The sequence below is a fragment of the Actinomadura hibisca NBRC 15177 genome (assembly GCF_001552635.1).
Lineage (GTDB): Bacteria > Actinomycetota > Actinomycetes > Streptosporangiales > Streptosporangiaceae > Spirillospora > Spirillospora hibisca.
In genome coordinates this window covers 1-25425 of the sequence record NZ_BCRO01000051.1, presented here as the reverse complement: position 1 = coordinate 25425, position 25425 = coordinate 1, and the positions used below count along the sequence as shown (strand labels likewise).

The window sequence follows — 25425 nt, the reverse complement described above, 5'->3', positions numbered from 1 at the left end:
CCCAGCCAACCCCATGGGCACTGCGGGGAACAACGGTCCGGCGAGGTTTCCGGAGCACGGGGGCACCGTGTCAGGAATCACTTGCATCCGAGCGGACGCCCTCTGAAGTCTTTGCTGAGCGAACGATATGGTCAATCGGGTGAGCGCGAGAGACACCGACTGGGACGGCGTACGCCTCCATGTGGTCACGGGCAAGGGCGGGACCGGCAAGACCACCGTCGCCGCCGCACTCGCCCTGGCCCTGGCCGCGGGCGGGCGCAAGGTGCTGCTGGTCGAGGTGGAGGGGCGCCAGGGCATCGCCCAGCTCTTCGACTGCCCGCCGCTGCCGTACGAGGAGCGCAAGGTCGCCGTCGCCCCCGACGGCGGGGACGTGTACGCGCTCGCCATCGACACCGAAGAGGCGCTCGTCGAGTACCTCGAGATGTTCTACAACCTCAAGCGGGCCGGCAAGGCGATGTCCAAGCTGGGCGTGGTCGACTTCGTCACCACCATCGCGCCCGGCCTGCGCGACGTCATCCTCACCGGCAAGACCAGCGAGGCCGTCCGCCGCAAGAACAAGGACGGCTCGTTCGTCTACGACGCGGTCGTCATGGACGCCCCGCCGACCGGCCGCATCACCAAGTTCCTGAACGTCAACGACGAGGTCTCCGGCCTGGCCAAGGTCGGCCCGATCCGCAACCACGCCGACACCGTCATGAAGGTGGTGCGCAGCCCCGAGACGGCCGTGCACTTCGTGACGCTGCTGGAGGAGATGCCGGTCCAGGAGACCATGGACGGCGTCCACGACCTGGCCGAGGTCGGGCTCCCGGTCGGCGGCGTGTTCGTCAACATGGAGCACCCGCCCGTGCTGCCCGCCGCCGAGCTGGCCGCGGCCGCCGAGGGCGCCCTGGACGTCGGCGAGATCGTCCAGGCCCTCAAGTCGGCCGGGGTGGAGGGCGACGCCGAGCGCGTCGCCGCCGTCCTCGCGCAGGAGGCCACCGCGCACGCCCGCCGCACCGCGCTCCAGCGCCGCGAGAAGGAGCGCCTGGAGTCGGTCGAGCAGCCGCGCTACACGCTGCCGCTGCTCAGCGACGGCATGGACCTCGCCGGCCTGTACGACCTGGCCGGGGCACTACGCGAGCAGGGAGTCGCCTGAGATGAGCAAGGCCCTCGACGTCGACGCGCTGCTCGACGACCCGCGCACCAAGATCATCGTCTGCTGCGGCTCCGGCGGCGTCGGCAAGACCACCACCGCCGCGGCGCTCGGCGTGCGCGCCGCCGAGCGCGGCCGCGACGTGGTCGTGCTCACCGTCGACCCGGCCCGCCGCCTCGCCCAGTCCATGGGCCTGTCGGAGCTGGACAACAACCCGCGCCGCATCGAGGTCGGCGGCGACGGCGAGCTGCACGCCATGATGCTCGACATGAAGCGCACCTTCGACGAGATCGTCGAGGCGCACTCCGACCCCGACCGCGCCAAGCAGATCCTGGCCAACCCCTTCTACCAGTCGCTGTCGTCGTCCCTGTCGGGCACGCAGGAGTACATGGCGATGGAGAAGCTCGGCCAACTGCACCGCTCGGGCGCCTGGGACCTGATCATCGTGGACACCCCGCCGTCGCGGAACGCGCTGGACTTCCTGGACGCGCCCGAGCGCATGGGCCGCTTCCTGGACGGCCGCTTCATGAAGATCCTGGCCGCGCCCGCCAAGACCGGCGGCCGCTTCGGCGTGAAGGTGATCAGCGCGGGCTTCGGCGTGTTCACCGGCGTGATCAACAAGGTGCTGGGCGTGCAGCTGCTGCGCGACGTGCAGACGTTCGTGGCGGCGTTCGACACGATGTTCGGCGGCTTCCGCGAGCGCGCCGAGAAGACCTTCAAGCTGCTGCAGACGCCCGGCACCGCGTTCCTGGTCGTCGCGGCTCCCGAGCCAGACGCGCTGCGCGAGGCGTCCTACTTCGTGGAGCGCCTGGCGGAGGAGCGGATGCCGCTGGCGGGGCTGGTGGTCAACCGCGTCCACGAGTGCGACGACTGCCTGTCGGCGGCCCGCAGCCAGGCCGCCGCCGAGGCGCTGGAGGAGCGCGGCGAGCACGGGCTGACCTCGGCGCTGCTGCGCCTGCACACCGACCGGATGCAGCTGGCGGCGCGCGAGGAGCGGCTGCGCGCCCACTTCACGTCGGCGCACCCGAACGTCCCGGTCACGGCCGTGCCCGCGCAGGCGGAGGACGTGCACGACCTGGACGGCCTGCGCCGCGTGGGCGAGGACCTGGCGGGCAACCGCACAAGGAACACCCCGGCCGCCTGACGCTCCCGCCCGTCGGTACACCGCATGAGCCCTTGAGTATGCGGGCTCCGGCGCATGAGTAGCCACACGGATTCGCGCGGCCCCGTCCCGGCGGTTGGCTGGATCCATGAACGCATACGCCCCCGTCGCGCCCGGCGCCCAGCCCCCGAACGCCAAGCCGCGCCGCGATCCCTGGCGCGTCGCCGCCGGGGTCGGACTGGGCGCGCTCATCCCGTCCACCGTGCTGGCCTGGATCGTCGTGCTCAGCTCGTCGGCCTTCGCCCGCTGCCTCACCTATGGCGAGAACTGCGACCCGAACGCGGGCACGCTGCTGACCGTCGCGTGGTGGTCGTTCTGGGCGAGCGCCGTCGCCGCCGTGCTCGCGGTGATGCTGCCGCGTCCCGCACGCGCCGTACGGCCGCCGCTGGTGGTCCTGCACGCCGTGCTGCACGTCGTGACCTTCGCCGCCGTCGTCGCCAGCGCCTGACGCGTTCTGGGGCCGCGCGGCGGCCTGCGGCTAAACGAGCGCCTCGTGGCCGGATGCGGACACGCCCCGATAGGGACGGCTCGAATCCGTCCTCCGCCCCACCCGAATCAGGCCGCGGACATGCAGACGGCCGCAGGCGGGCGCCGAAGCGCCCGCCTGCGGCCGATTGCTCTAGACCGTGCCGGTCCCTGGACCGTCATCCCCCGACGGGCCCCGGGGTCATGGGGGCCCGCTCGACGTCAACTGGCGACGAGTTCTTCCTCGTCCACATCCACCGACCGCTCGTACTCTTCCTTCGCGGTCTCCAGCAGATCGCGCCACGACTGCACATCCGGACGCCGCCGCAGCAGAGCTCGACGCTCACGCTCGGTCATCCCGCCCCAGACACCGAATTCGATCCGGTTGTCGAGGGCGTCGGCGAGACACTCGGTCCGCACCGGGCAGCCGCGACAGATGAGCTTGGCTCGGTTCTGCGCCGCTCCCTGCACGAACAGGGCGTCCGGGTCCGCATTACGGCAGGCGGCGCGGGCGGTCCAATCCGTGATCCACATCTTGGCCCCACTCCCCTAGGGTCTGTGTCGATTTGCGCTCCTTGGCCAGACGGGCGCGGACGTCAGGCCGCCAAACGAAAGCCGTGGGGAAGAACTTACGGAAGCGAGGGGCGATTCAACAGTCCCCGATGGGCCCATTCTCGATATAGCCCGCGCGGGCCATACCGCCGGAACGGACTAGTTACCTCTTCTTGACGCGCGGGACTCCCGCGCGGTTGTCAGCGCCGTCCCCGCCGAGGTCGGGGCGCACGCGCGCACGGAGCGCGGGACCAGGCCCGGACCGGTCCGCGCATGACACCAGGATCGCGCAACCGGCCCCTTTCCGGGGCGGGAATCCGCCAACCCGGTCCCTTCCGCCCCGCCCGCAAAAAGTCCCACTCTGCCCTCTCTGTGAAGAATCTCCGCTGGTGGGAGCGGTCGTGTCCGCGATGAAAGATCGTGCCTAGTGGCGGCCAAGGGGCGTGCCGCAGCCGGGAGGTGTCCCGTATGCACTGGTCGTCCCGCGTACCCTGGTCCCGTGCATGATGCGAATGAGGGTCGGGGCAACGCCTTCTCCACGCTGTTCCGGTTGCTGGGGGCCGCCGTCGTCGCCGGGGTCCTGGTCGCGTTCATCGCGCTGCCCGGCATCGGCAGCGCGGGACTGACCGCGCGCGACGCCTCCAACAACTTCCAGAGCATGGACAGCCGGCTGAAGACCGACCCCCCGTCGGAGAAGACGGTGGTGTACGACGCCTCCGGCAAGGAGCTGGCCCGGTTCTTCGACAAGTTCCGGGAGTCGGTCCGCCTCGACCAGGTCGACCCGGTCATGCGGCAGGCCATCGTCGACATCGAGGACTCGCGCTTCTACGAGCACGGCGCCCTCGACCTGAAGGGCACCATCCGCGCCCTGGCGTCCAACGCCAACTCCGAGCAGACCCAGGGCGGCTCGACCCTCACCCAGCAGTACGTCAAGAACCTGCTGGTCGACAGCGCCAAGTCGCAGGAGGAGTACCGGCAGGTCACCGCGCCGACCGTCGGCCGCAAGCTGCGCGAGCTGCGCTACGCCCTCGACGTCGAGCAGCGCATGCCCAAGGACAAGATCCTTGAGGGCTACCTGAACATCGCCTACTTCGGCTCGGGCGCCTACGGCGTGCAGGCCGCCGCCAAGCGCTACTTCAGCAAGCCCGCCGCCAAGCTCAAGCTGCACGAGGCCGCGCTGCTGGCGGGCATCACGCAGAACCCCAACGCCTTCGACCCCACCCGCAACCCGATCGACGCGCGCAAGCGGCGCAACGTCGTCCTCTACCGGATGGTGGAGCTGGGGCACATCACCAAGGCGCAGGCCGACGAGGCCGCCGCCAAGAAGCTCGGCCTGAACCCGACGTCCCCGGTCGGCGGCTGCGAGTCCAGCAAGGCGCCGTTCTTCTGCGAGTACGTCAAGTACGACATGCTCAACATCCTGGCCGACGGCAAGTACTGGCAGCTCAAGCCGAAGCAGCAGGAGACCATCGTCAACAAGCTGAACCGCGGCGGCTACTCCATCCGCACCACGCTGGACATGACGGCCCAGCGCGCGGTGGACAGCGCGCTGCGCGGCCGGGTCTCCCCGACCGGCAACCGCGTGGGCGCCGAGGCGATGGTGGAACCGGGCACCGGCTACGTCCGCGCGATCGGCACCAGCAAGCGGTTCGGCGACCGCAAGGGCCGCACCACCATCAACCTGGCCGCCGACACCCTGCACGGCGGCGGCAGCGGCGTGTCGGCGGGCTCGACGTTCAAGGTCTTCACGCTGGCCGCGGCGATCGACCAGGGCATCCCGGTCAGCACCTCGATCAACTCGCCGCAGACCACCACGATCGGCGGCTTCCAGTCGTGCAAGATGCCGGGCGGCAAGACGCTGGGCGGCGGCAGCTGGACGATGAGCAACGCCGGTGACAGCGAGTCGGGCACGTTCAACCTCAAGAACGGCACCTGGCACTCGGTGAACACCTTCTACGCCGAGCTGGAGAAGCGCGTCGGGGTGTGCGAGGCGGTCAAGATGGCCGAGAAGTTCGGGATGCGCAAGGCCAACGGCGGGCCGCTGGACCCCTACCCGTCGCAGGTGCTCGGCACCAACGACATCGACATGGTGCACCTGGCCGCCGCCTACGCGGGCTTCGCGGCGCGCGGCAAGTACTGCTCCCCGATCTCGGTCACCGAGGTCGTCGACTCGGCCGGCAAGAAGCTGAAGCTGCCCAAGCGCGAGTGCGAGCAGGTCCTGGACGAGGACGTCGCCGACAAGGTCAACTCGATCCTCCAGGGCGTGCTGACCCAGGGCACCGGCAAGGGCCTCGGCCTCGGCCGGCCCGCCGCCGGCAAGACCGGCACCTGCGAACTGCACAGCTGCGCGGTGTTCGCCGGCCACACCCCGAACATGGCGGCGGCCGTCGCCTACTGGGACTTCCGCGGCCCCTGGAAGTACAAGGTCTACGGCGTCTACGGCGCCGACATCCCGGGCCCGATGTGGCAGCAGAGCATGCGCGGCGCGCTGGCGGGCAAGCCGGCGCAGGGCTTCCGGACGCCGTCGCAGGACTTCGGCGACACCACCACCGTCCCGGACGTCAAGGGCATGTCGGTGGGCGCCGCGACGGCCCGGCTGCGGGGCGCCGACCTGGACGTCAAGGTCTCGCCGCGGCCGGTCGAGTCGGACGCGCCCAAGGGCAGCGTGGCCTCCACCTCGCCCGACGCCGGGACCGAGACCTCGCCCGGCACGGTCGTGACCCTGTTCGTGAGCAACGGCAAGAAGCAGGACGACCGCAAGCCCGAGGACGACGGCCCCGGCTTCAACTGGTTCTGGTAAGCCGAAGGCCCGGCCCCCGCACCGGGGGACCGGGCCTTCGCGCGTCCGCCGTCAGGTCGCGAGCTGCCGCTTGACCTCGGCGGCGACGCGGCCGCCCTCGGCCCGCCCGGCGACCTTCGGGTTCACGATCTTCATGACCTGGCCCATGGCGCGCGGCCCACTCGCGCCCGCCTCGGCGATAGCGTCGGCGACCAGCGCGGTCAGCTCGGCGTCGCCGAGCTGGGCGGGCAGGTACTCCTCCAGCACCGCGTTCTCGTCCCGCTCGGCCTGGGCCTGCTCGGTGCGACCGGCGTCGGCGAACGCGGTGGCGGCCTCGCGGCGCTTCTTGGCCTCCCGGGTGAGCACCGTGACGACGTCGTCGTCGGACAGCTCGCGGGACCGCTTGCCGGCGACCTCCTCGTTCTTCACCGCGGTGAGGGCCATGCGCAGGGTGCGGGTGCGCACCTCGTCGCGGGCCTTCATGGCGGTGGACAGGTCGGTCTCCAGCTTCTCCTTCAGGGCGCTCATGCACACATCATGCCCGCCCGTCCTCCCGCTTCTCACCAGGATTATCGCCCGGCACGGCATGATTGGGCACCGGTGCGGCATGTCTGGGACGATGAAGGACGTCGTGAAAGGTCCGGAGGGAACTACCGTGCGAAAGCTCTACGCCGCGCCGCTGGCGCTGGCGGGCACCGGCGCAGCCACGTTCGCGTACGCCTCGGTGATCGAGCGCAACTGGTTCAGGTTGCGCCGCTTCGAGGTGCCGGTCCTGGCGTCCGGCCGTCCCCCGGTGAAGATCCTGCACCTGTCCGACGCGCACCTGACGCCGGGCCGCTCCCGCCTGATCCACTGGGTGCGCTCGCTGGACGAGCTGGAGCCCGACCTGGTCGTCAACACCGGCGACTCGCTGGGCCACCCCGACGCGATCGGCCCCTTCCTGGACGCGCTGGGCCCCCTGCTGGACCGCCCGGGGGTGTTCGTCTACGGCTCCAACGACCTGTACTCCCCGGTCTTCAAGAACCCGCTGCGCTACATCTGGCGGACCAGCAAGACCGACTACAAGAAGCGCCGCCGCGAACCGGACCTGCCCTACCGCGCGCTGGGCTCGTCCCTCCAGGCCGCGGGCTGGCTCGACCTGAACAACCGGATCGGCCGCCTGAAGGTCGGCGACCTGGACGTGGAGTTCGGCGGCATCGACGACTCCCACATCAACCGGGACCGCTACGACAAGATCGCGGGCCCCGTCGACCCGCGCGCCGACGTGCACCTGGGCGTCATGCACTCCCCCGAGCCGCGCAACATGGACCGCTTCGTGGCCGACGGCTACGACCTGCTGCTGGCGGGCCACACCCATGGCGGCCAGGTCTGCGTGCCCTTCTACGGCGCCCTGGCCACCAACTGCGGCATCGACCGCCCCCGCGTGAAGGGCCTGCACAAGCACAAGGGGGCCTGGCTGCACGTCTCGGCGGGCCTGGGCACCTCCCCGACGGCCCCGATGCGCTTCTGCTGCCCCCCGGAGGCGTCCCTGCTGACCCTGGTCCCGCGCCCCGAGGCATAGGACGGACCCGGCCACCCGGCGCATAATGCGGACGCAGCACCCTCCGGCATCCGCTACAGTAGTCAAGGCGCCGGGAGCACGTACGACTCCCGGGCAGCCACCAACCGGGGTGTAGCGCAGCTTGGCAGCGCGCTTCGTTCGGGACGAAGAGGTCGTGGGTTCAAATCCCGCCACCCCGACAGGTTGAGCAGCAGGTCAGAGGCCGGTTCCTGATACCAGGAACCGGCCTCTGACCTTTTGTGCGTTGTTCGTGCGTGAAAACGAATCTCGCAGGGGTCGATCAGACGTCCAGAAGCTGCTGGAGACGCCGTGGTCGACGCTCTCGCAGATCCTCTCGCGGGGGATCGAACCAGCTCATTGAGTACGAGGCTCTGAGGAGCTGAGTACGAGTACTCAGGTCGTCGTGTGCGCGTTCCCGCACAGTGGTGCGCGAGGTGATTTGAGTGACACACGATCAGGATTCTTCGGGGACGTCCGTCACAGTGGTCAGCGGCGAGGTCGAGCTTCGGCTGGCGGTGGAGGCGGATGGGGAGTGGATTCGCCGCCTTCGGCATGAGGTGTATGCGCGGGAGCTCGGGCAGCATGCCCTTCAGGCTTCGGGGCAGCTCAGCGATGGGCTTGACGGGAGCAACGTCTACATCGTGGCGTTCCGCCATGGGGAACCGGCCGGGTTCATCAGCGTGACGCCTCCTTGGGCGGGGCGTTATTCGGTCGACAAGTATCTGCGGCGGGATGAGCATCCGGTGTTGCGTGAGGATGGTCTGTTCGAGCTTCGGATCTTGGCTGTTGATCCGAGGCTGCGGGGCGAGATGGTCGGCAAGTTGCTGATGTACGCGGCGCTTCGGTGGGTGGCGGCGCATGGGGGTAGGCGTGTCGTGGCCTTGGGGCGGGTCGAGTTGTTGTCGATGTATCTGGAGCTGGGGCTTGCTTCCACTGGGGCCGTGGTGCGGTCGGGGGCCGTTGAGTTCCAGCTCATGGGTGGGGATGTAGCCGAGCTCGCTGGACGGACTCTGCGGCGGTACGGCTCGTTGTTGCGTGATCTTCAGCGGGTGGTGCGGTGGGGGCTGGAGGTTCCTTTCCTGCCCGACGATGACGCCTGCGCGCACGGTGGTGCTTCCGTCGAGGCGTTGGGGCGGGGGTTCGAGACGCTGGACGCGCATCGTGATGTGGTGCCCGCCGATGTGCTCGACGCCTGGTTCCCGCCTACTCCTGACGCGGTCGCGGCGCTGAGCGGTGGGCTGGACTGGATCGCGCGGACCTCTCCCCCGGTGCAGGCCGGCGGGCTTATTGAGGAGCTGGCGCTTCGCCGGGGCGTGCCTGAGGACGCTCTTGCCGTTGGTGCGGGTTCTTCTGACTTGATCTTTCGTGCTTTTCGCGGGTGGCTGGACTCCTCCAGCCGGGTGCTCCTGACCGATCCCTGCTACGGCGAGTACGCGCACGTCGTTGAGCGGGTGGTCGGTTGCCGTGTCGATCGGTTCCCGCTGCGTCGGGAGGAAGGCTGGCGGATCGATCCGGAGCGCTTCGCCCGTGTTCTGCGGGAGGGCTATGACCTGGTGGTCATCGTCAATCCCAACAATCCGACCGGGGTGCATCTCGACGCCGCTGAGCTGCGGGAGGTGCTGAAGGGCGCGCCGAGCGGGACGCGGTTCTGGATCGACGAGACCTACGCCGGTTATGTCGGTGCGGGGCAATCGCTGGAGTCGTACGCGGTGGAGGCCGACAATGTTGTCGTCTGCACTTCGTTGTCGAAGATGTACGCCCTGTCGGGGCTGCGGGCCGCCTATCTCACTGCGTCTCCGTCGATCGTTGCGGAGGTGCGGCGCTGGACGCCGCCGTGGGCGGTCAGCTTGCCTGCCCAGATCGCCGCAGTGCGTGCTTTGCGTGACCCGTCGTACTACGCGGCCCGGTGGGCGCAGACGGGGGTGTTGCGCGCTGAGCTGGCCGCCGCGCTTGGCGGGATTGACGAAGGTCTGCACGTCAGCGAGTCGGTGGCGAACTTCGTCCTGCTCACGTTGCCGCAGGGCGGCATCGGGGCGGCCGGGCTTGTGGAGCGGTGCCGAGGGCGGGGGGTGTTCCTGCGCGATCTGTCGCCGCTGTCCTCGGCGTTCGAGGGGAGGACGGTGCGGATCGCGGTGCGTGACGCCGCGGCCAACGCCCGTGTGGTGGCTGCCGTTGCTGAGGTGCTGCGTGGCGTGGCGTGACTGAGGTCGCGAGCCTGGTTCCTTATCTTGCTGGCGCGCTGGTGGTCGGCGGTGTCGCGGTCGGGTTGTCCAGGCGGCGGGAGTATGTGCTGCGGTGGTGCGCTTGGGCGGTGGGTGTGCCTGTTGTGGTTGCCGCTCTGTTTGTGGGTCGTGGTGGTGCGGCCGTTCTTGCTGCTTTGGCGGGGGTGGTGTGCGCTCTTGAGTACGGCGCGCTGACTCGTCTTCCTCGGGCGGACCGTGCGGTGCTTGTTGTTGCCGTGGCTTTGGTGCCTTTCGTGGCGTGGCTGTGCCCGGCGCAGTTGCCTCGGTTTCTCGTGGCCGCTGTTGTGACTGTCGCTTTGGTGCCGGTGTTGGCCGGGGATGCGGGCGGTGGGCTTTCCCGGCTGTGCTTCGGGGTGGTGGGGGTGGCTTGGTTCGCGCCGTTGGCCGGGGCGGTTCTGCTCGGCCCGGCGGTCTTGGCGCTGTTCGCTGCGGTGTCGGTTGCTGATATTGCCGCTTCGTTCGGCGGGCGGTTGTTGGGTGGGCCTTCGCTGTCCGCGCTTTCACCGGCTAAGCATTGGAGCGGTTTGGTGGCCGGGACCGTTGTGGGGTTGGGCGCGCTGGCCTTGCTGGGGGCGTTCACGTTGCCTTTGGCGGTCGCGGTGGCGCTTGGTGCCCCGTTGGGGGACCTGCTGGAGTCGATGGTCAAGCGGGGTGTTGAGGTCAAGGACTCCGCTTCCTGGTTGGCGGGTGCCGGTGGGCTGCTCGACAGGCTCGACTCCCTGCTGCTCGCTCTCGCATTCGCCCTGGTGCTCGGCTGGTGAACCTTCTCAGCGGGTCAGGAAGTAGTACAGGAGTGCGGTGGCGATCACGCTGACGATGATCGACCCTGCGCAACCCAGGCGGTTCGAGAAGAAGAACATGGGGGTCGCCTACCCCGGGGGCGGAGGTTGACGCTGGTTTCGGGCGGAACCGGAGAGACTTGCGATACTTCCAAGTGTCATGGAGGCGATCGAGCGGGCTGGCGCTGTCTTCTTGGCTGCGGTGGGAGCCGTTGGCGGGTATGTCCTTGTGGGCTGGCTCGACTTCTATGCCTCTGGGGTGCCGGGGTGGGTCAGCGGGGTCGTTGGGGTCTTGGCCACGGTGCTTGGGGTCGGGGTCGCTTTGTGGCTTGGGCGTCATGCCGCTACGGCGGTTTTGCTGCTGCTTGCGTTGCCGTTCTGTGGGTTCTTCATCCACAACGCGGCTGAGGATCGTGTGCTCGCCGTCCGGGGTGTCAGTGGAGACTGCCGCGTTGATGACGTCCAGCGCAGTAGTCGCGAGGTGTTGAACGGCGCTGTTGAGGGCGGGACCTCGACGGTGGTCAGGAATGTTCATCGGGTCCGTTGTCCGGTTGGTGGGCCGGGTGAGTTGCAGACGGAGGACGCGGCGGCGCGGGCCGGGGCTGTTCTGCGGGTTACCTGGGATCCGCGGCGGCGGGTGGAGGCCCGGCCTGCGCGGGATGTTCCTCATGGGTCCGAGTTGGTGTTGCCGGGTTTTGGTGTGCTTGTGGTGCTATTGCTGGCAGCTACTGCTGATCTGGGGGCTTTTCGGCGTTCTTGAAGGTTGGCCTTGAGCGGTCATTGAGGGAGTGGCAAGGGCTCCGGCGGTTACGGTCGGTCGTGCCGCTCTCTTGGAGGTCCCATGGCCGACGTCGATGTCACCACGCCGCACCAGGCCCGCATGTGGAACCACTGGCTGGGCGGCAAGGACTGCTATCCCATCGACCGCGAGGTCGGGGACAAGATCATGGAGGTCTATCCCGAGATCGCCGACGTGGCCCGGCAGTCGCGGGCGTTCCTGGTGCGGGTCGTCCGGTACATGGTCGGGCAGGGGGTGCGGCAGTTCCTCGACATCGGCACCGGCCTCCCGGCGGCCGACAACACCCACGAGGTCGCGCAGCGGGAGGCCCCGGACTCGCGGATCGTGTACGTCGACAATGATCCGCTGGTCGTCGCCCATGCCCGTGCCCTGCTCAAGGGGGCGGCGGCGGGGACCTGCGCTTATGTCGAGGCCGACGTGCGGGAGCCTGATGAGATCATCGAGCGGGCTTCGGCGGTGCTGGACTTCAGCCGGCCCGTCGGGCTCATGTTGCTCGGCATCGTCGGGAACGTGGCCGACGAGGATGATCCTCAGGGTGTTGTCCGGCGGCTGGTCGAGGCGCTGCCGGCGGGTAGCTACGTGGCCATCAACGACGGCACCAATGTCCTGGACGTCGACGAGTGGACGCCCGCCGAGGCCACCGCACGTGGTGAGGCCCTGCGCCTGTGCGCCGACGCGGGCACCGTTCCGTATCACGCGCGCACGCCGGAGTTCATCAGCTCCCTGTTCGAGGGGCTGGAGCTGGTCGAGCCCGGTGTCGTCTCGACGCCCCTGTGGCGGCCCGACCCCTCGTCGGTGGGCGAGCCCGCGATCATCGACTCGTTCGGCGGCGTGGCCCGCAAGTAGGGGGTCTGCGTCCGGAAGACGATGCGCTGGTCCAGCCACGCTTTGGGCGGTACGAATGTCCTGGGTCAGCCCTTGCCGCGGCTCAGCCGTCCGGCGAGCGCCCAGGCCCAGATCGTGTGCAGGACGAACAGCGCCAGCCAGACGCGGTCGGCCGCCGTGAGGAGGTGGTCGGCGCCGGTCATGGATTCGCCGAGCCGCCACAGCAGGCCCTGTCCCAGGCCGAACACGATGGTGTGGACGTACCAGGCCCGCCGGTCCTTGTTCATTTCGTTTCCCTTTCGACGTTGTGCTTGAAGATTAGGGCGGCCGGTTTTTCGGCGGTAGGTATGAACTGTCATCGCTTTCTTTGAGCAGGTGCATGGGAAAGGTGGGACGAAAGTCATTGGCGCGATCATGACGGATGTCATGATCGGCGTTCTTCTTGCACGGTTTCTTCGCCTGATCTGCACATCCGCAGGGTTGGCTGGTGGGTGAGGCAGCGGAAGGAGCGGTCATGCGGCTGGACGCGCGAGGGTGGCGGCGGCATTTCGAGGACGAGGCGGAGCGGCGGCGGCTCGTTCCCGATCCGGACTGGGGTGTCGGGGCGCGGCTGGCGCCTGCGGTGGTGCGGAGCCTTCAGAAATTCCAGGTCGGGGAATCCGGGGATGGGGCGAATCTGATCCGGAAGGCTGGAGGCGGGGATTATGGGGTGGCCGCTCGGCTGTTCGTTGCTGAGGAACTGAATCACGCTCGGATGCTGGCGTTGTTGCTGGAGGCGGCGGGTGCTCCGACCATCGAGCGGCACTGGAGCGACGTGGTCTTCGTGCGGCTGCGGCGTTCGTTGGGGCTGCGCACGGAGTTGGCGGTGCTGCTGATCGCCGAGGTGGTGGCGCTGGCGTACTACCGCGTGCTGCGCGACGGGGCCGGGGACGCGCTGGCGCGGGACGTCGCGGCTCGCGTGTTGTGCGACGAGCGCCGGCACGTGCCGTTCCACCGGGACCGGATCGGCCGGGTGCCCGGTGTGGTCGCTTGGGGGTGGCGGCTGGCGGTGGGCGTGGTGGCGGGGGTCGTCGCCGTGGATCACGGGAGCGCGTTGCGGGCTTTGGGGGGTTCGCGGTGGCGCTTTGCGGTTGAGGTCTTCGCCGAGGCTCGGGCGGTGGATCTGGAAGGTGCGGGGCTGCGGCGGGAGCGGGTGGTGGGTTAGAGCGCCGGGTTGGCGGTTGTGCCTTCCGTGCTCAGCAGGACGACGGTGGCGGCGGGGGCCAGGTCGGCGCGGCGGTCTTCGGTGAGGGCCGCGCGGACGCCTGCCAGGGAAGCCGCCCCGCACGGGCCTGCGGGGATGCCGTGGGACGCCAGGTCGCGGGCCGCGCGGGCGGTGTCGTCGTCGCTCACCGCGACGGCCGCGTCCAGGCCGTCCCGCAGGTAGGGCCAGGCGAGGGTGGATGGGGTCGCGCAATTGAGGCCCGCCATGATCGTGCTGCCGTCGGGGACGGTGACCGGGCGGCCCTCCGTCAGGCTCGCCAGGACGCAGGCGGCGGTTTCCGGTTCTACGGACAGGACGGTGCTCCCTGTTGAGGTCGCGCGGTAGTGCGTTACGGCTGCTTGTGCCAGGGAGCCCACTCCTACCGGGACGGCGACCAGCCCGGCGGGGGCTGCGCCTGCTGCGTTCAGTTGGGCGTCGATCTCGGTGAAGAGCGTCGAGTAGCCCTCCACGATCCAGCGCGGCACCTCCTCGTAGCCGGGCCACGCGGTGTCCTGGACCAGCAGCCCCGGGTCGGCGGCGGCGCGGCGGACCGCCTCGTCGTAGGAGGCGTTCGTCTCGACGACCTCCGCGCCCTCGGCCTCGATGGCGGCGCGGGCGGCGGGGTGGACGCCGGACGGCACGAACACCCGGGCGGGCAGGCCGTGCGCGCGGGCCAGCGCGGCGACGGCCCGGCCGTGGTTGCCGTCGGTGGCGGTGACCAGGCGTTCGGGACGGCGGGCGGCGTGCCGGAGCGCCTGGTGCACGCCCCAGGACGCGCCGAGGATCTTGAAGGCGGGCAGGCCGAGGCGGGCCGACTCGTCCTTGACGAAGACGCGCTCCACGCCCAGCTCGGCGGCCAGGGCGGGCACCTCGGTCAGGGGCGTCGGCGCGTAGCCGGGCAGGTTCGCATGGAAGGCGGCGACCTCGGCGGGGGCGGGCGCGCACGTCCATGTACGGGCGGCGGGGCGCGAGAACCAGGCCGTGGCGGGGGCGGCGGTGGAGAGCGTCATGGGATTACGCTGCCGGGGCAGGGATTCATCGGTCCAGTTCAACTTTCCGAGCGGTAATCATCGGGAAAAGTGAAGGGTGCTGTTCGATGCTCGATCTTCACCGGTTGCGGCTGCTGCGCGAGTTGAAGCATCGGGGCACGCTCGCCGCCGTCGCCGAGGCGCTCTCCTACAGCCCGTCGTCGGTCTCGCAGCAGTTGTCGGTCCTGGAGCGGGAGGCGGGGGTGCCGCTGCTGGAGCCGGTGGGGCGGCGGGTGCGGTTGACGCCGCAGGCCGAGATCCTCGTCGCGCACACCGAAGCCGTGCTGGAGCGGCTGGAGCGCGCCGAAGCCGATCTGGCCGCCTCGCTGGCCGGGCTGACCGGGGTGTTGCGGGTGGCCGCGTTCCAGACCGCCGCTCTGGCGCTGGTTCCGGGGGCGCTCACGGCGTTGCGCGAGGAGCATCCCGGGTTGCGCGTGGAGGTCACCCAGGCCGAGCCGGAGACCGCGCTGCCCGCGCTGCTCGCACGCGACTTCGATCTGGTGATCACCGAGGAGTATCCGGACAGTCCCATGGCGCGCCCGGCCGAGATCGAGCACGCGGAGCTGTGCCTGGACGAGATCCGGCTGGCGGTTCCGCGGGACTGGGATTCACCTGGTGAGGAACGCGCGCTGCTCGCGTTGGCCGATCGTCCCTGGGTGATGGAGCCGTCGGGCAGCGCGGCCCGGCACTGGGCGACCATCGTGTGCCGGAGCGCGGGCTTCGAGCCCGACGTGCGCTTCGAGTCCAGCGATCTGCTGCTGCACCTGCGCCTGGTCGAGGAGGGGCACGCGGTGGCGCTGCTGCCCGATCTGGTGTGGACGGGGCGCGCGCCGACCGTCGCGCTGCGGGCGTTGCCGCAGGGGCGGCGGACGCGGCGGCTCCTGACGGCCGTCCGGCGGGGCGGCGGCGCGCATCCGGCCGTCCGGGCTTGCCGTCGTGTGCTGGAACAGGCGGCACGCCCTTGAGGTAATCAAAGTGTGGCCGGGGCGGGCCGGGGGCTGGGGGTCGTCCGGCGATGCCGTTGGTCGGGGGCGGGCGCTGGTGATCGGCTTGTGGTGGGGCGCGTCGGGGCTCGGGGTGAAGTGGCAGGTCGGGGTAGAGGGTGGGAGCGGAACGGGTTTTTCGTTCCGTGGGAATGGCGGTGTTCTCAGTAGTTCTGGGCGGAGGTCGATCTAAGGGGTCATCGGGGAGTTGTCCCCACCCCGTTTGAGGGTTTTCCCCGATGGCGATGAGTGCTCTCGGTCGTCAGAGTCGTACCTGAGAGCAAGGGGCCGGGAGCCCCCGGACGGAAGAAGGCAGACCATGTCCTCCACGCCGATGACCGCCTCCGAGCTGGCGCAGGTCCTGTTCACCTCCCGGTTGCAGGCGTCCGAGAACCCCACTCCCGAGCAGATCCGCGCCGCCATCGACGAGCGGCTGTGCGCCTGCGGCGGCGATCGTGCCGTCTGCGCCGCCTCGGTCGCCCAGGAGGCGGGCGACCACCCCGAGTCCTACGCCGTCCGGATGCGGTGGGCTCTGCGCACCGTCACCGGGATCACCACCGCCGCCTGAAGGAGACCGTGATGCGTTCCCCCTTCGCCGACACCGTTCCCCGCACCCTTAGCCAGCTTCTTGCTGAAGAGACGGGTCAGGAATCCGACGGCGCGCGCAGACGTCGGCCCCGCAAGGTCAGGACTCTGCGCCGCGCCACCTGACGGGGCCGGGCTGTTCGGCCGCGTGGTTTTCGCAGTTTCGCGTGGCCGTTCTCAGTGCTTCTTCTTCTTTTTCTTCTTCTTGTGGCTGTCGCCCGACTCCCACTCGTAGCCCTGCATGTTCTTCTCGCAGTAGCTGTTGCTGACGACGGTGTCGGTCGCGTCGTGCTCACAGTGCCGCTTCTCGGAGCAGCCCGTGAGCCCCAGCCCGGCGACGAGGACGGCCGCGGCGAGCAGGGCGGGACGGTGTTTGGTCATGTGCGGTCTCTCTCCGGGGGGCGGGCCTGGGTCCGTCCAGGCCGGTCGGACGGCTGCGATACCCCCGTTGGACGGGGGCAACCGGCGGCGCGTTCCACGCCCGCCGCATCCGGCCTGGTGATCGGCCGAACTATGCTGGCGGCCGTGACCAACGAGGCGGCAGGGCGCGAGTACCGGATCGGGGAGCTCGCCGAGGCCGCGGCGGTGCCGGTGCGCACCCTGCGGTACTACCAGGAGCGCAAGCTGCTGCCGCCCCCGCGCCGGGTCGGCCGGATCGGGCTGTACTCCGACGAGCACCTGGCCCGGCTCCGCATGATCGGCAACCTGCTGGAGCGCGGGCACACCCTGGAGGGCATCCGGGAGCTGCTGTCGGCGTGGGAGCAGGGCCGCGACATCGACACCGTGCTCGGCATCGAGAAGGCCGTCACCGCGCCGTGGTCCACCGAGGTGCCGGTGACGATGACGCTCGCCGAGCTCGCCGAGCTGTTCCCCGGCGAGGTGGAGCCGGGCGCGGTCGAGCAGGCCGTCGCGCTCGGCCATCTGGAGGTCGACGGCGACCGCGTCACGCACTGGAGCCGCCGCCAGCTGGAGGCGACGGTGACGCTGGTGCGGGCCGGGGTGCCGCTGCGGGAGGTGCTGGCCGCCAGCCGCGAGATGCAGCGCGGCATGGACGAGCTGGCCGGGCTGTTCGTCCGGCTGATCACCGAGCACGTGGTGGAGCGGCTGGCCGAGCGGGATCTGGACGAGCTCACCGAGACCCTCGACCTGCTGCGGCCCGGCGCGCAGGTGTCGGTGGAGGCGGCGTTCGCGCGGGCCATGGACCGGCAGGTCCGCACGGCCGTCGACCAGGTGCTGGGACGGCTCGGCCCGCCCCGCGACCGAGACTGACTCGTTACGCGGCGGTCCTTGCCTCCCCCGCCCCACCGATCACTACCGTTGCTGCAATGCCACGCCGTCTTCCCCGCTCGTTGCCCACCGCGCTGCTGACCGGCGCGTTGCTGGCCGCAGGGACCGGGATCGCCCCCGTCGCCGCGCACGCCGCCGTTCCGCAGCGCACCGCCGCTGCCGTCGCGGCCGCCGCCGGGCCCTGCAAGTCCACCGCCGACCCGCAGGCCGCCAAGCGGCTCGGGAACGGCATCACCGCCGCGCTGCGCGGCCGCACCGGCACCGAGTCGGTCGCGGTGTACGACCGCAAGCGCGGCATCACCTGCTGGGTCGGCTCCTCGCGCCGCTACGACTCCGCCAGCGTCGTCAAGGCCACCATCCTGGGCGCGCTGCTGCGCAAGGTCGTCGACCAGAAGCGCAAGATGACGGCCAAGGAGAAGTCCCTCGCGCACAAGATGATCACGCGGTCGGACAACGCGGCGGCGTCCACGTTGTGGAAGTCGGTGGGCCGCACCCGCATGCAGCGCTTCCTCACCCAGGCGAACATGCGGCAGACCAGGCTCGGTCCGGGCGGTTACTGGGGCCTCACCCAGATCACCGCCTACGACGAGATCCAGCTGCTGAGCCGCCTCACCAAGCGCAACGCGCTGCTGCCCGACAAGGCCCGCGCGTACGCGCTGGGGCTGATGAACAGCGTCGTGTCGTCCCAGCGCTGGGGCACCCCGACCGGGCGGCCGTCCGGCGCGACCTGGCACGTGAAGAACGGCTGGTTGCCGCGGCACGGCAAGTACTGGCGCGTGCACAGCATCGGCGCGTTCACCGGCCGCGGCCACGACTACATGATCGTGGTGCTCACGCAGAACACGCCGTCGATGAAGTACGGCGTCGCCAGCATCGAGCGGGTGGCGACGGCGGTGCACCGCGGCCTGAACCCGGGCATGCGGTCGATGACGTCCCAGAGCGTCCCGGACGCCACCTGGGAGGTCTCGGACGGCTCGGTGCCGCCGAACGTCTGATCCGGCCCTCGCGCGGAGCGGGGCGTGTCTCGGTCGCCCGAGGTACGCCCCGCTTCGTCGTGTTCAGCGGCGTCCCTCCAGTCCCGGTGGGCGCTCCGGTCGCCGCCGTCTCCGCGATACTGGGGGCATGGTGGACGAAGAGCGCTGGAAGGCCCGGTTCCGGGCCGCACGGGTGAGCCTGCCCGGCTGGGCGGACGACGCGCCGCACCGCTGCACCTACCGGTCGAACGTCACCGGCACCTGGGAGATCTACACCTGGGACCGGGAGACCGACGAGCGGCGGCAGGTGACCGACCGTCCCAACGGGACGTGGATGGGCGGCGTGGACCCGTCCGGCGAGCACGTGTGGTGGTTCGCCGACACCGACGGGGACGAGTTCGGGGTGTGGATGCGCGTCCCGTTCGGCGGCGGGGAGAGCGAGCCGGCGGTGCCGGGGCTGGAGCCGGCCTACCCGTCCGGGCTGGCGCGCGGCTCCAGCGGGCTCGCGGTGGTCGGGCGGACGACCGAGGCGGGCAACACCGTCCACCTGTGCCGCCCCGGGCGGGCGCCCGAGACGTTGTACGAGAACGCCGAGGACGCCCACGTCGCCGGGCTGTCCAAGGACGAGACGCTGGTCGCGATCGGGCACAGCGAGCACGGCGACAGCCGCCACATGGCGCTGCGCGTGGTGCGCCTGGACGGCTCCACGGTCGCCGACCTGTGGGACGGGCCGGGCAAGGGCGTGTACGGGGCCGGGTTCGCGCCGGTGCCGGGCGACGCGCGGATGCTGGTCAACCACGAGCGGCGCGGCCGCGAGGAGATGCTGGTCTGGGACCCGGTGGCGGGGACCGAGCACGAGATCGTCCTGAACCTGCCGGGCGAGGTGTCGGCCGACTGGTACCCCGACGCGTCGGCGCTGCTGGTCGGGCACGCGCACGAGGGCCGCGACGAGCTGTACCGGCTGGACCTGCGCGACGACTCGCTGACCCGCATCGACACCCCGCGCGGTGTGATCGGCGGGGCGGGCGCGCGGCCGGACGGCACGGTCGAGTACTCCTGGTCGTCGGCCGCCGAGCCGCCGGTGATCCGCTCCACGTCCGGCGCGGTGGTGCTGACGCCGCCCGGACCGCCCCCGCCGCGGTCGGTGCCGGTCGAGGACGTGTGGGTGGAGGGCCCCGGCGGGCGCATCCACGCGCTGGTGAGCCGCCCGGAGGACGGCGCGGGGCCGTTCCCGACGGTGTTCGACGTGCACGGGGGGCCGACCGCGCAGGACGACGACTCGTTCGTGGCGTCGGTGGCGGCCTGGGTGGACCACGGGTTCGCGGTGGTGCGGGTGAACTACCGGGGCTCGACGGGCTACGGCTCGCAGTGGCGGGACGCGATCGAGGGCCGGGTCGGGCTGACCGAGCTGGAGGACATCAAGGCGGTCCGCGACTGGGCGGTGTCGTCCGGCCTGGCCGACGCGGACCGGCTGGTGCTGACCGGCGGTTCGTGGGGCGGGTTCCTGACGCTGCTGGGCATCGGGACGCAGCCCGACGACTGGTCGGTGGCGGTGGCGGCGGTGCCGGTGGCCGACTACGTCGCCGCCTACGAGGACGAGATGGAGGGGCTCCAGGCGTTCGACCGGTCGTTGTTCGGGGGGTCGCCGGAGGAGGTGCCGGAACGGTACCGGGAGTCGTCGCCGCTGACGTACGTGGAGCGGGTGAAGGCTCCGGTGCTGGTGCTGGCCGGGGAGAACGACCCGCGCTGCCCGATCCGGCAGATCGACAACTACCTGGCGCGGCTGGCCGAGCTGGGCCGTCCGCACGATGTGTACCGGTACGACGCGGGGCACGGGTCGCTGGTGGTGGAGGAGCGGATCAAGCAGATGGCGGCGGAGATGGCGTTCGCGCGCAAGCACCTCGGGATGTCCTGAGGGGCTGGTCGGGGACGGCCTCCGGGGTGGCTTCCGGGGGCCGTTTCCGTTGGGGCTTCAGTCGCGGACTTCGCGGATGATGCCCACCAGCTCGCGGGTGACGGACTTGAAGCCCGGCAGGCGCGACATCGTCACCATCTTGTTGACCAGCGGGACGGTGCGCTCGACCAGCAGGTAGGTCTTGCGGCAGCCCGGCGAGCCGTCGTGCACCCAGTACAGGACGATGCCCATCGAGTACAACCACAGCAGCTCGGGCAGCTCCTTGCGGAACTCGCCGTCGATCTTGAGGGTGGAGCCGTCCACGACCTCGCGGTAGATCGCGACGGCGGCGGAGCGGGCCGGGCCGGACTCGGAGCTGAACGGGTTGAGCGGGCTGGTCGGCTCGGCGGCGAACTTGAAGAACTTCCCGGCGAAGGCGTGGTAGGGCACCATCGTGTCCACGCGGGCCTTCAGCACTCCGAGCAGGCGGGGGGCGAAGTCGCGCTCGGCGTCCAGCACCGCCCGGCACGCCTTGACGTGCTCCTCCTGGAGCTCGTCGTAGTACGCCTGGATCAGCTCCTCCTTGGAGCCGAAGTAGTAGTAGGCGTTGCCGACCGAGACGCCGGCCTCCTTGGCGATGGCGCGCATCGTCGTCGCCTCGTACCCGCGCTCGCGGAACAGCCGCAGCGCCGTGTCGACGATCAGCGCCCGGGTCTGCTCGGACTTCACCGCCTTGGTCTCGGTCACGTAGGCCACCCTAAAGCCCGCGTCCGCGTATCGCTCCTGTTGCGCGGGCCACGCTCGCGGAACGGGCGCTGTGCTGGGGACGGCGGCGGGCCGTACGGGCGGTGATCGGGCGCACGGGTCGGGTGGCGCGTCCGGGGACGGGCACGGGCCGCACGGGTGGTCCCGTGCGGCCCGTCCGGTGGTGCGTGCGTCAGCGGCCGGTGCCGCCGTAGACGGTGGCCTCGACCTGGTCGGCGTCCAGGTCGAACGCGCGGTGCGCGGCGGCGACCGCGGTGTCCACGTCGTCCTGGGCCACCACGACCGAGATGCGGATCTCCGAGGTGGAGATCATCTCGATGTTGACGCCGGCGTCGGCGATGGTGGCGAAGAAGGTGGCGGTGACGCCCGGGTGCGAGCGCATGCCCGCCCCGATCAGCGAGACCTTGCCGACGCGGTCGTCGTAGCGCAGCGACTCGAAGCCGATGCGCTCCTTGACCTTGTTGAGCGCGGTCAGCGCGGTCTGCCCGTCGGTCACCGGCAGCGTGAAGGAGATGTCGGTGCGGCCGGTGGAGGCCGCCGACACGTTCTGCACGATCATGTCGATGTTGATCTCGGCGTCGGACAACACCGTGAAGATGGTGGCGGCCTCACCGACCTTGTCGGGCACCCCCACCACAGTGATCTTGGCCTCGCTGCGGTCGTGCGCGACGCCGGAGATGATCGCCTGCTCCATGCCCTCTTGCCCTTCGATGTCGCTGCTGTCGACGACCCACGTGCCCTCCTTCTGGGAGAACGAGGACCGCACGTGGATCGGGATGTTGTAGCGGCGCGCGTACTCCACGCAGCGCAGGTGCAGGATCTTGGCGCCGCTGGCGGCCATCTCCAGCATCTCCTCGTAGGAGATGCGCGGGATGCGCCGGGCCGCGGAGACGATGCGCGGGTCGGCGGTGAAGATGCCGTCGACGTCGGTGTAGATCTCGCAAACGTCGGCGTCGAGCGCGGCGGCCAGCGCGACGGCGGTGGTGTCGGAACCGCCGCGGCCGAGCGTGGTGATGTCCTTGGTGCCCTGCGACACGCCCTGGAAGCCGGCCACGATGCAGATCGAGCCCTCGTCCAGCGCGGTGCGGATCCGGCCCGGCGTCACGTCGATGATCTTGGCTTTGCCATGGCTGCCGTCGGTGATCACCCCGGCCTGGGAGCCGGTGAACGAGCGGGCCTCGTGGCCCAGGTTGGCGATGGCCATGGCCAGCAGCGCCATGGAGATCCGCTCGCCGGCGGTGAGCAGCATGTCCAGCTCACGGGCCGGCGGCAGCGGACTGACCTGCTTGGCCTTGTCGATGAGGTCATCCGTCGTGTCGCCCATGGCGGAGACCACGACGACGACGTCGTTGCCCGCCTTCTTCGTCGCGACGATGCGCTGGGCGACCCGCTTGACGCACTCGGCGTCGGCGACGGAGGAGCCACCGTACTTCTGCACGATAAGAGCCACGAGAGGGGCGCTCCTCGGATCGGGGTCAGGCGTACCGGCGACGAGTCTACCGAGGCCGCGGGCGTGGGTTACGGGCAGGTAAAGGTCGCGACTGAGACGATCTTCCCGAGGGGTGAGATGGGGTGGTGGCGCGCGGCCTTCAGCGGAGGCGGGCGGCGTACGGCGTGGGGCCGCGGGCGGCGCGGGGCTGCGGGCGGCGCGGCCGTCAGCGGCACCGCGGGCAGGGGTGGTTCCCTGTCGCGGTGCCGCTGGGGGCGACCGTCAGCCTGCGGCCACGGGCTCGGTGACGACGTCCAGGCGGGCGCCGGCGATGACCGCGTGCAGGGCGCGCAGCGCGGCCCCGGCGTGGTTGCCCCAGTGGTTGAAGTAGCTGTACTGCCACCACCACAGGGCCTCCAGCGGGCGGTCCTGCTTGTAGTGGCGCAGGCCGTGGACCAGGTCGCTGGCGACGTCGACGAGGTCGTCCGACAGGCGGTAGGCCGTCGGCTCGGTGTCCTTGCAGGGGTCGAAGACCTCCACGTACTCGTCGATCGCGAGCAGGCGCTCGGCCAGGCCCTGGCGGACGCTGTCCAGGTCGGGATCGTCGCCGATCTCCGGCTCCCAGTTGTCGGGCAGGATCACGTCGGCGCTGGCGCCCAGCTGGGCGCCGGCCAGCAGGACCTGCGACACCTCCAGGAGCAGCAGCGGGACGGTGTGCGTCCCGCCGTCGCCGCGCGCGACGGCCTCCAGGCCGTTGATGTAGTTCTCCACGTGGCACGCCACGCGCTCGGCCAGGGTGTTCCAGTCTTGCGGGCTGTTGGTGTCAGACATCGAGCAGCCTCCGTCCTTCGAATGCGCGGCCCAGCGTCACCTCGTCGGCGTACTCGAGGTCGCCGCCCACCGGCAGGCCGCTGGCCAGGCGGGTCACGGTCAGGCCCATGGGTTTCACGAGCCGGGCGAGGTAGGTCGCGGTGGCCTCGCCTTCCAGGTTGGGGTCGGTCGCCAGGATCAGCTCGGTGACGGCGCCGTCCGCCAGCCGCTGCATCAGCTCCCGGATCCGCAGGTCCTCCGGGCCGACGCCCTCGATCGGGCTGATCGCGCCGCCCAGCACGTGGTAGCGGCCCCGGAACTCGCGCGTCTTCTCGATCGCGACGACGTCCTTGGACTCCTCGACCACGCAGATGACGCTCGGGTCGCGGCGCGCGTCCCGGCAGATGCGGCACTCCTCCTCCTCGGCCACGTTCCCGCAGGTCTTGCAGAAGCGGACCTTGTCCTTGACCTCCTTGAGCGCCCTGGTCAGGCGTTCGACGTCGGCGGGGTCGGAGGCCAGGAGGTGGAAGGCGATCCGCTGCGCGCTCTTGGGGCCGACGCCGGGCAGCCTGCCCAGTTCGTCAATGAGGTTCTGGACCACCCCTTCGTACAACGGTCGCTTCCTTTCACGTTCGGGCTGCGGCGCGGGCGGAGGTCGTTCCGTCCGCGCCCGTTCGGGGCCTGCGGGCCGGGGCCGTGGTGGCTCCGGGTCCTGGGCCGGGGCCGGGTGCTACAGGCCGGGCGTTCCGCCCGGTGCGCCGGGGCCGCCGAGGCCGGGCAGGCCGCCTCCGCCGCCGAGGCCGGGGATGCCGCCGCCTCCGCCCAGGCCCTCGGCGAGCGGGCCCATCTTCTCCTGCTGCAGTTCCTGCGCGGCGCGGCCGGCGTCGCGGATCGCCGCCAGGACCAGGTCGGCGATGGTCTCGGCGGTGTCGGCCGGGTCGTCGGCGTCGATGGTCTTCGGGTCGATCGTCAGGCCGGTGACCTCGCCCTGCCCGTTGACCGTCGCGGTGACCAGGCCGCCGCCGGAGGTGCCCTGCACCTCGGTCTCCGCCAGCTCCTGCTGCGCGGTGAACAGCTGCTCCTGCATGCGCTGGGCCTGCTGGAGGAGCTCCTGGATGTTCAACCCACCGGGTTCCACGGTGCACTCCGTTTCGTGTCCGGCCCCGTAGGGCCTCATGTTCCGCGGCCCGTTCACCGGACGCCTGTTCCCCGAGACTACGGCTTCCGGCCGGGATGCGGTACGCACCGCCGCCGGTGCGCCCGGCCGTGATCAGGTGTTGTCGATCTCACGGATGATCTGACCGCCCAGTTCGCGCTGGATGAGCGCCATGCCGCTGGCCTCCGCCTCGGTGCCGTCGGCGTCCCGGTCGCCCAGGGGGTCGACGTCGTCGGACTCGTCGACGGGGGCGGGTTCGGGGGGCGGGGGCAGGTCGTCCGGTGGCGGCGGGGGGCCGGGGTCGTCCGGTGGCGGCGGGGCGGGCATGTCGGGCGGGCCCGAGGGGCGCGGTCCTGCGGAGGACGGGCGGGACGGGACCTGCTCGGCGGCGCCTGAGAAGCCTGCGGCCGGGTTGTTGGTCGGGGCGGCGTTCTGGGAGTTGTAGCCGCTGGTGGTGTTCTGGTTCTGGGGGGGCTGGGGCGGGGTGCTCGGGGTGGGGGCAGGGGCTGGGGAGCCGTAGCCGCCGCCTCCGGTGGGGGCTCCGCCGCCTGGGCGTCCGGCGGGGCGTGCTGGCGGGGGCATCGCACCGGCGAGGACGGTGTCGATGCGCCAGTCGACGCCCATGCGCTCCTTGAGGACTTCGCGGAGGACGACGTCGCGCCCGCCGTTGGTGAAGTTGGTGCGCTTGCCTTCGGCGTCGAAGGCGAGGGTGAGCAGGTTGCGGTCGAGGGAGACCGGCTGCACGCCCGACATGATCACCATCCAGGCGACCCGGCTCTTGCGCTTGACGGCTTCGACGATGTCGGGCCACATGCGCTGGACGGCCGTGACGTCGCCGCCGCCGGTGGGGGCGGTTGCTGGGGGGGCCGTTGGCTGGGGTGGCTGGTGCTGGGCCGGGGGGCGGGCCTGGGATTGCGCCGGGACAGGGGAATGTGACGGCGCTGGGGAGCTGGGTGTGGCTTGGTGGGGCGTGG

The 25425-nt window shown here is 70.7% G+C and carries 25 protein-coding genes and 1 tRNA gene; 15 read left to right on the top strand and 11 right to left on the bottom strand.

Annotated elements, in window-relative coordinates; translation table 11 throughout:
- Nucleotides 1-139: 139 nt before the first annotated feature.
- The 3 genes from bagA to AH6_RS24085 all read left to right on the top strand — a co-directional run bounded on the left by bagA (nucleotide 140) and on the right by AH6_RS24085 (nucleotide 2742).
- Nucleotides 140-1135 carry an ATPase BagA gene (gene bagA / locus AH6_RS24095; RefSeq protein WP_245679450.1) on the top strand — a complete coding sequence of 332 codons (996 nt, stop codon included), beginning with the start codon at nucleotides 140-142 and terminating at the stop codon, nucleotides 1133-1135.
- Nucleotide 1136: 1 nt separating this feature from the next.
- Entirely contained in the window at nucleotides 1137-2276 is a 1140-nt protein-coding gene (gene bagB / locus AH6_RS24090) for an ATPase BagB (protein ID WP_067483671.1), read from the top strand.
- A 106-nt stretch (nucleotides 2277-2382) separates the two neighbouring features.
- Complete coding sequence (locus tag AH6_RS24085) at nucleotides 2383-2742, top strand: hypothetical protein (RefSeq protein WP_067483669.1); 360 nt, start codon at nucleotides 2383-2385, stop codon at nucleotides 2740-2742.
- 239 nt (nucleotides 2743-2981) lie between these two features.
- Here the strand turns inward: AH6_RS24085 and AH6_RS24080 are convergent, their stop codons facing one another.
- Nucleotides 2982-3293: a WhiB family transcriptional regulator gene (locus AH6_RS24080; protein ID WP_067483667.1), complete on the bottom strand. Its 312-nt coding sequence runs from the start codon at nucleotides 3291-3293 to the stop codon at nucleotides 2982-2984.
- Between the two features lie 517 nt (nucleotides 3294-3810).
- Here AH6_RS24080 and AH6_RS24075 point away from each other — a divergent pair.
- Nucleotides 3811-6111, top strand: coding sequence for a penicillin-binding protein (locus AH6_RS24075; protein WP_157431668.1), 2301 nt, complete (start codon nucleotides 3811-3813; stop codon nucleotides 6109-6111).
- Between the two features lie 51 nt (nucleotides 6112-6162).
- Here the strand turns inward: AH6_RS24075 and AH6_RS24070 are convergent, their stop codons facing one another.
- A complete protein-coding gene (locus AH6_RS24070) occupies nucleotides 6163-6618 on the bottom strand; it encodes a GatB/YqeY domain-containing protein (RefSeq protein ID WP_067483665.1) in 456 nt (151 codons plus the stop codon).
- A 127-nt stretch (nucleotides 6619-6745) separates the two neighbouring features.
- On the opposite strand from AH6_RS24070, the gene AH6_RS24065 reads away from it, so the two are divergent.
- The 5 genes from AH6_RS24065 (at nucleotide 6746) to AH6_RS24040 (ending at nucleotide 12318) form a co-directional block, all read left to right on the top strand.
- The gene (locus AH6_RS24065; protein ID WP_067483662.1) at nucleotides 6746-7651 is read left to right on the top strand and encodes a metallophosphoesterase; all 906 of its coding nucleotides are present in this window, start codon (nucleotides 6746-6748) and stop codon (nucleotides 7649-7651) included.
- 105 nt (nucleotides 7652-7756) lie between these two features.
- Nucleotides 7757-7830 (top strand) — tRNA-Pro (locus AH6_RS24060).
- A gap of 264 nt (nucleotides 7831-8094) precedes the next feature.
- Nucleotides 8095-9852 (top strand): aminotransferase class I/II-fold pyridoxal phosphate-dependent enzyme, encoded by a 1758-nt coding sequence (locus AH6_RS24055; RefSeq protein ID WP_218005918.1) that lies wholly within the window; start codon nucleotides 8095-8097, stop codon nucleotides 9850-9852.
- A complete protein-coding gene (locus AH6_RS24050; protein WP_083983394.1) occupies nucleotides 9849-10655 on the top strand; it encodes a phosphatidate cytidylyltransferase in 807 nt (268 codons plus the stop codon). Before AH6_RS24055 ends, AH6_RS24050 begins: the two co-directional genes overlap by 4 nt.
- A gap of 859 nt (nucleotides 10656-11514) precedes the next feature.
- Nucleotides 11515-12318, top strand: a complete 804-nt coding sequence (locus AH6_RS24040; RefSeq protein WP_067483657.1) for an SAM-dependent methyltransferase — start codon at nucleotides 11515-11517, stop codon at nucleotides 12316-12318.
- Between the two features lie 65 nt (nucleotides 12319-12383).
- Here AH6_RS24040 and AH6_RS24035 read toward each other — a convergent pair whose 3' ends face one another.
- Nucleotides 12384-12584: a hypothetical protein gene (locus tag AH6_RS24035; protein ID WP_067483655.1), complete on the bottom strand. Its 201-nt coding sequence runs from the start codon at nucleotides 12582-12584 to the stop codon at nucleotides 12384-12386.
- A gap of 227 nt (nucleotides 12585-12811) precedes the next feature.
- Here AH6_RS24035 and AH6_RS24030 point away from each other — a divergent pair, with 227 nt between their 5' ends.
- On the top strand, nucleotides 12812-13501 hold the full coding sequence (locus AH6_RS24030) for a ferritin-like domain-containing protein (protein ID WP_067483653.1): 690 nt from the start codon (nucleotides 12812-12814) through the stop codon (nucleotides 13499-13501).
- Here AH6_RS24030 and AH6_RS24025 read toward each other — a convergent pair.
- Nucleotides 13498-14550 carry a pyridoxal-phosphate dependent enzyme gene (locus AH6_RS24025; RefSeq protein WP_067483651.1) on the bottom strand — a complete coding sequence of 351 codons (1053 nt, stop codon included), beginning with the start codon at nucleotides 14548-14550 and terminating at the stop codon, nucleotides 13498-13500. The two genes, AH6_RS24030 and AH6_RS24025, sit on opposite strands and share 4 nt — an antisense overlap.
- Before the next feature lie 86 nt (nucleotides 14551-14636).
- Between AH6_RS24025 and AH6_RS24020 the strand changes: the two genes are divergently transcribed.
- Complete coding sequence (locus tag AH6_RS24020) at nucleotides 14637-15533, top strand: LysR family transcriptional regulator (protein ID WP_067483649.1); 897 nt, start codon at nucleotides 14637-14639, stop codon at nucleotides 15531-15533.
- 337 nt (nucleotides 15534-15870) lie between these two features.
- Nucleotides 15871-16119, top strand: a complete 249-nt coding sequence (locus AH6_RS24015) for a (2Fe-2S)-binding protein (protein WP_218005917.1) — start codon at nucleotides 15871-15873, stop codon at nucleotides 16117-16119.
- 194 nt (nucleotides 16120-16313) lie between these two features.
- On the opposite strand, the gene AH6_RS24010 is transcribed toward AH6_RS24015, so the two are convergent.
- Complete coding sequence (locus AH6_RS24010; RefSeq protein ID WP_067483647.1) at nucleotides 16314-16517, bottom strand: hypothetical protein; 204 nt, start codon at nucleotides 16515-16517, stop codon at nucleotides 16314-16316.
- A gap of 144 nt (nucleotides 16518-16661) precedes the next feature.
- On the opposite strand from AH6_RS24010, the gene AH6_RS24005 reads away from it, so the two are divergent.
- From AH6_RS24005 to AH6_RS23995, 3 genes are all read left to right on the top strand, one after another.
- Complete coding sequence (locus AH6_RS24005; protein ID WP_245679449.1) at nucleotides 16662-17405, top strand: MerR family transcriptional regulator; 744 nt, start codon at nucleotides 16662-16664, stop codon at nucleotides 17403-17405.
- 56 nt (nucleotides 17406-17461) lie between these two features.
- Complete coding sequence (locus AH6_RS46740; protein ID WP_083983393.1) at nucleotides 17462-18418, top strand: serine hydrolase; 957 nt, start codon at nucleotides 17462-17464, stop codon at nucleotides 18416-18418.
- Between the two features lie 127 nt (nucleotides 18419-18545).
- A complete protein-coding gene (locus AH6_RS23995) occupies nucleotides 18546-20312 on the top strand; it encodes a S9 family peptidase (RefSeq protein WP_067483643.1) in 1767 nt (588 codons plus the stop codon).
- A gap of 57 nt (nucleotides 20313-20369) precedes the next feature.
- On the opposite strand, the gene AH6_RS23990 is transcribed toward AH6_RS23995, so the two are convergent.
- The 6 genes from AH6_RS23990 to AH6_RS23965 form a co-directional block, all read right to left on the bottom strand.
- Nucleotides 20370-21038 carry a TetR/AcrR family transcriptional regulator gene (locus tag AH6_RS23990; protein WP_067483903.1) on the bottom strand — a complete coding sequence of 223 codons (669 nt, stop codon included), beginning with the start codon at nucleotides 21036-21038 and terminating at the stop codon, nucleotides 20370-20372.
- Between the two features lie 190 nt (nucleotides 21039-21228).
- Nucleotides 21229-22506, bottom strand: coding sequence for an aspartate kinase (locus AH6_RS23985; RefSeq protein WP_067483641.1), 1278 nt, complete (start codon nucleotides 22504-22506; stop codon nucleotides 21229-21231).
- Between the two features lie 261 nt (nucleotides 22507-22767).
- Nucleotides 22768-23316: a DUF5063 domain-containing protein gene (locus tag AH6_RS23980; RefSeq protein WP_067483639.1), complete on the bottom strand. Its 549-nt coding sequence runs from the start codon at nucleotides 23314-23316 to the stop codon at nucleotides 22768-22770.
- Entirely contained in the window at nucleotides 23309-23908 is a 600-nt protein-coding gene (gene recR / locus AH6_RS23975) for a recombination mediator RecR (protein ID WP_067483637.1), read from the bottom strand. Before recR ends, AH6_RS23980 begins: the two co-directional genes overlap by 8 nt.
- A gap of 117 nt (nucleotides 23909-24025) precedes the next feature.
- Entirely contained in the window at nucleotides 24026-24433 is a 408-nt protein-coding gene (locus AH6_RS23970) for a YbaB/EbfC family nucleoid-associated protein (RefSeq protein WP_174555116.1), read from the bottom strand.
- Nucleotides 24434-24565: 132 nt separating this feature from the next.
- Nucleotides 24566-25264, bottom strand: coding sequence for a hypothetical protein (locus AH6_RS23965; RefSeq protein WP_067483634.1), 699 nt, complete (start codon nucleotides 25262-25264; stop codon nucleotides 24566-24568).
- Nucleotides 25265-25425 lie beyond the last annotated feature (161 nt).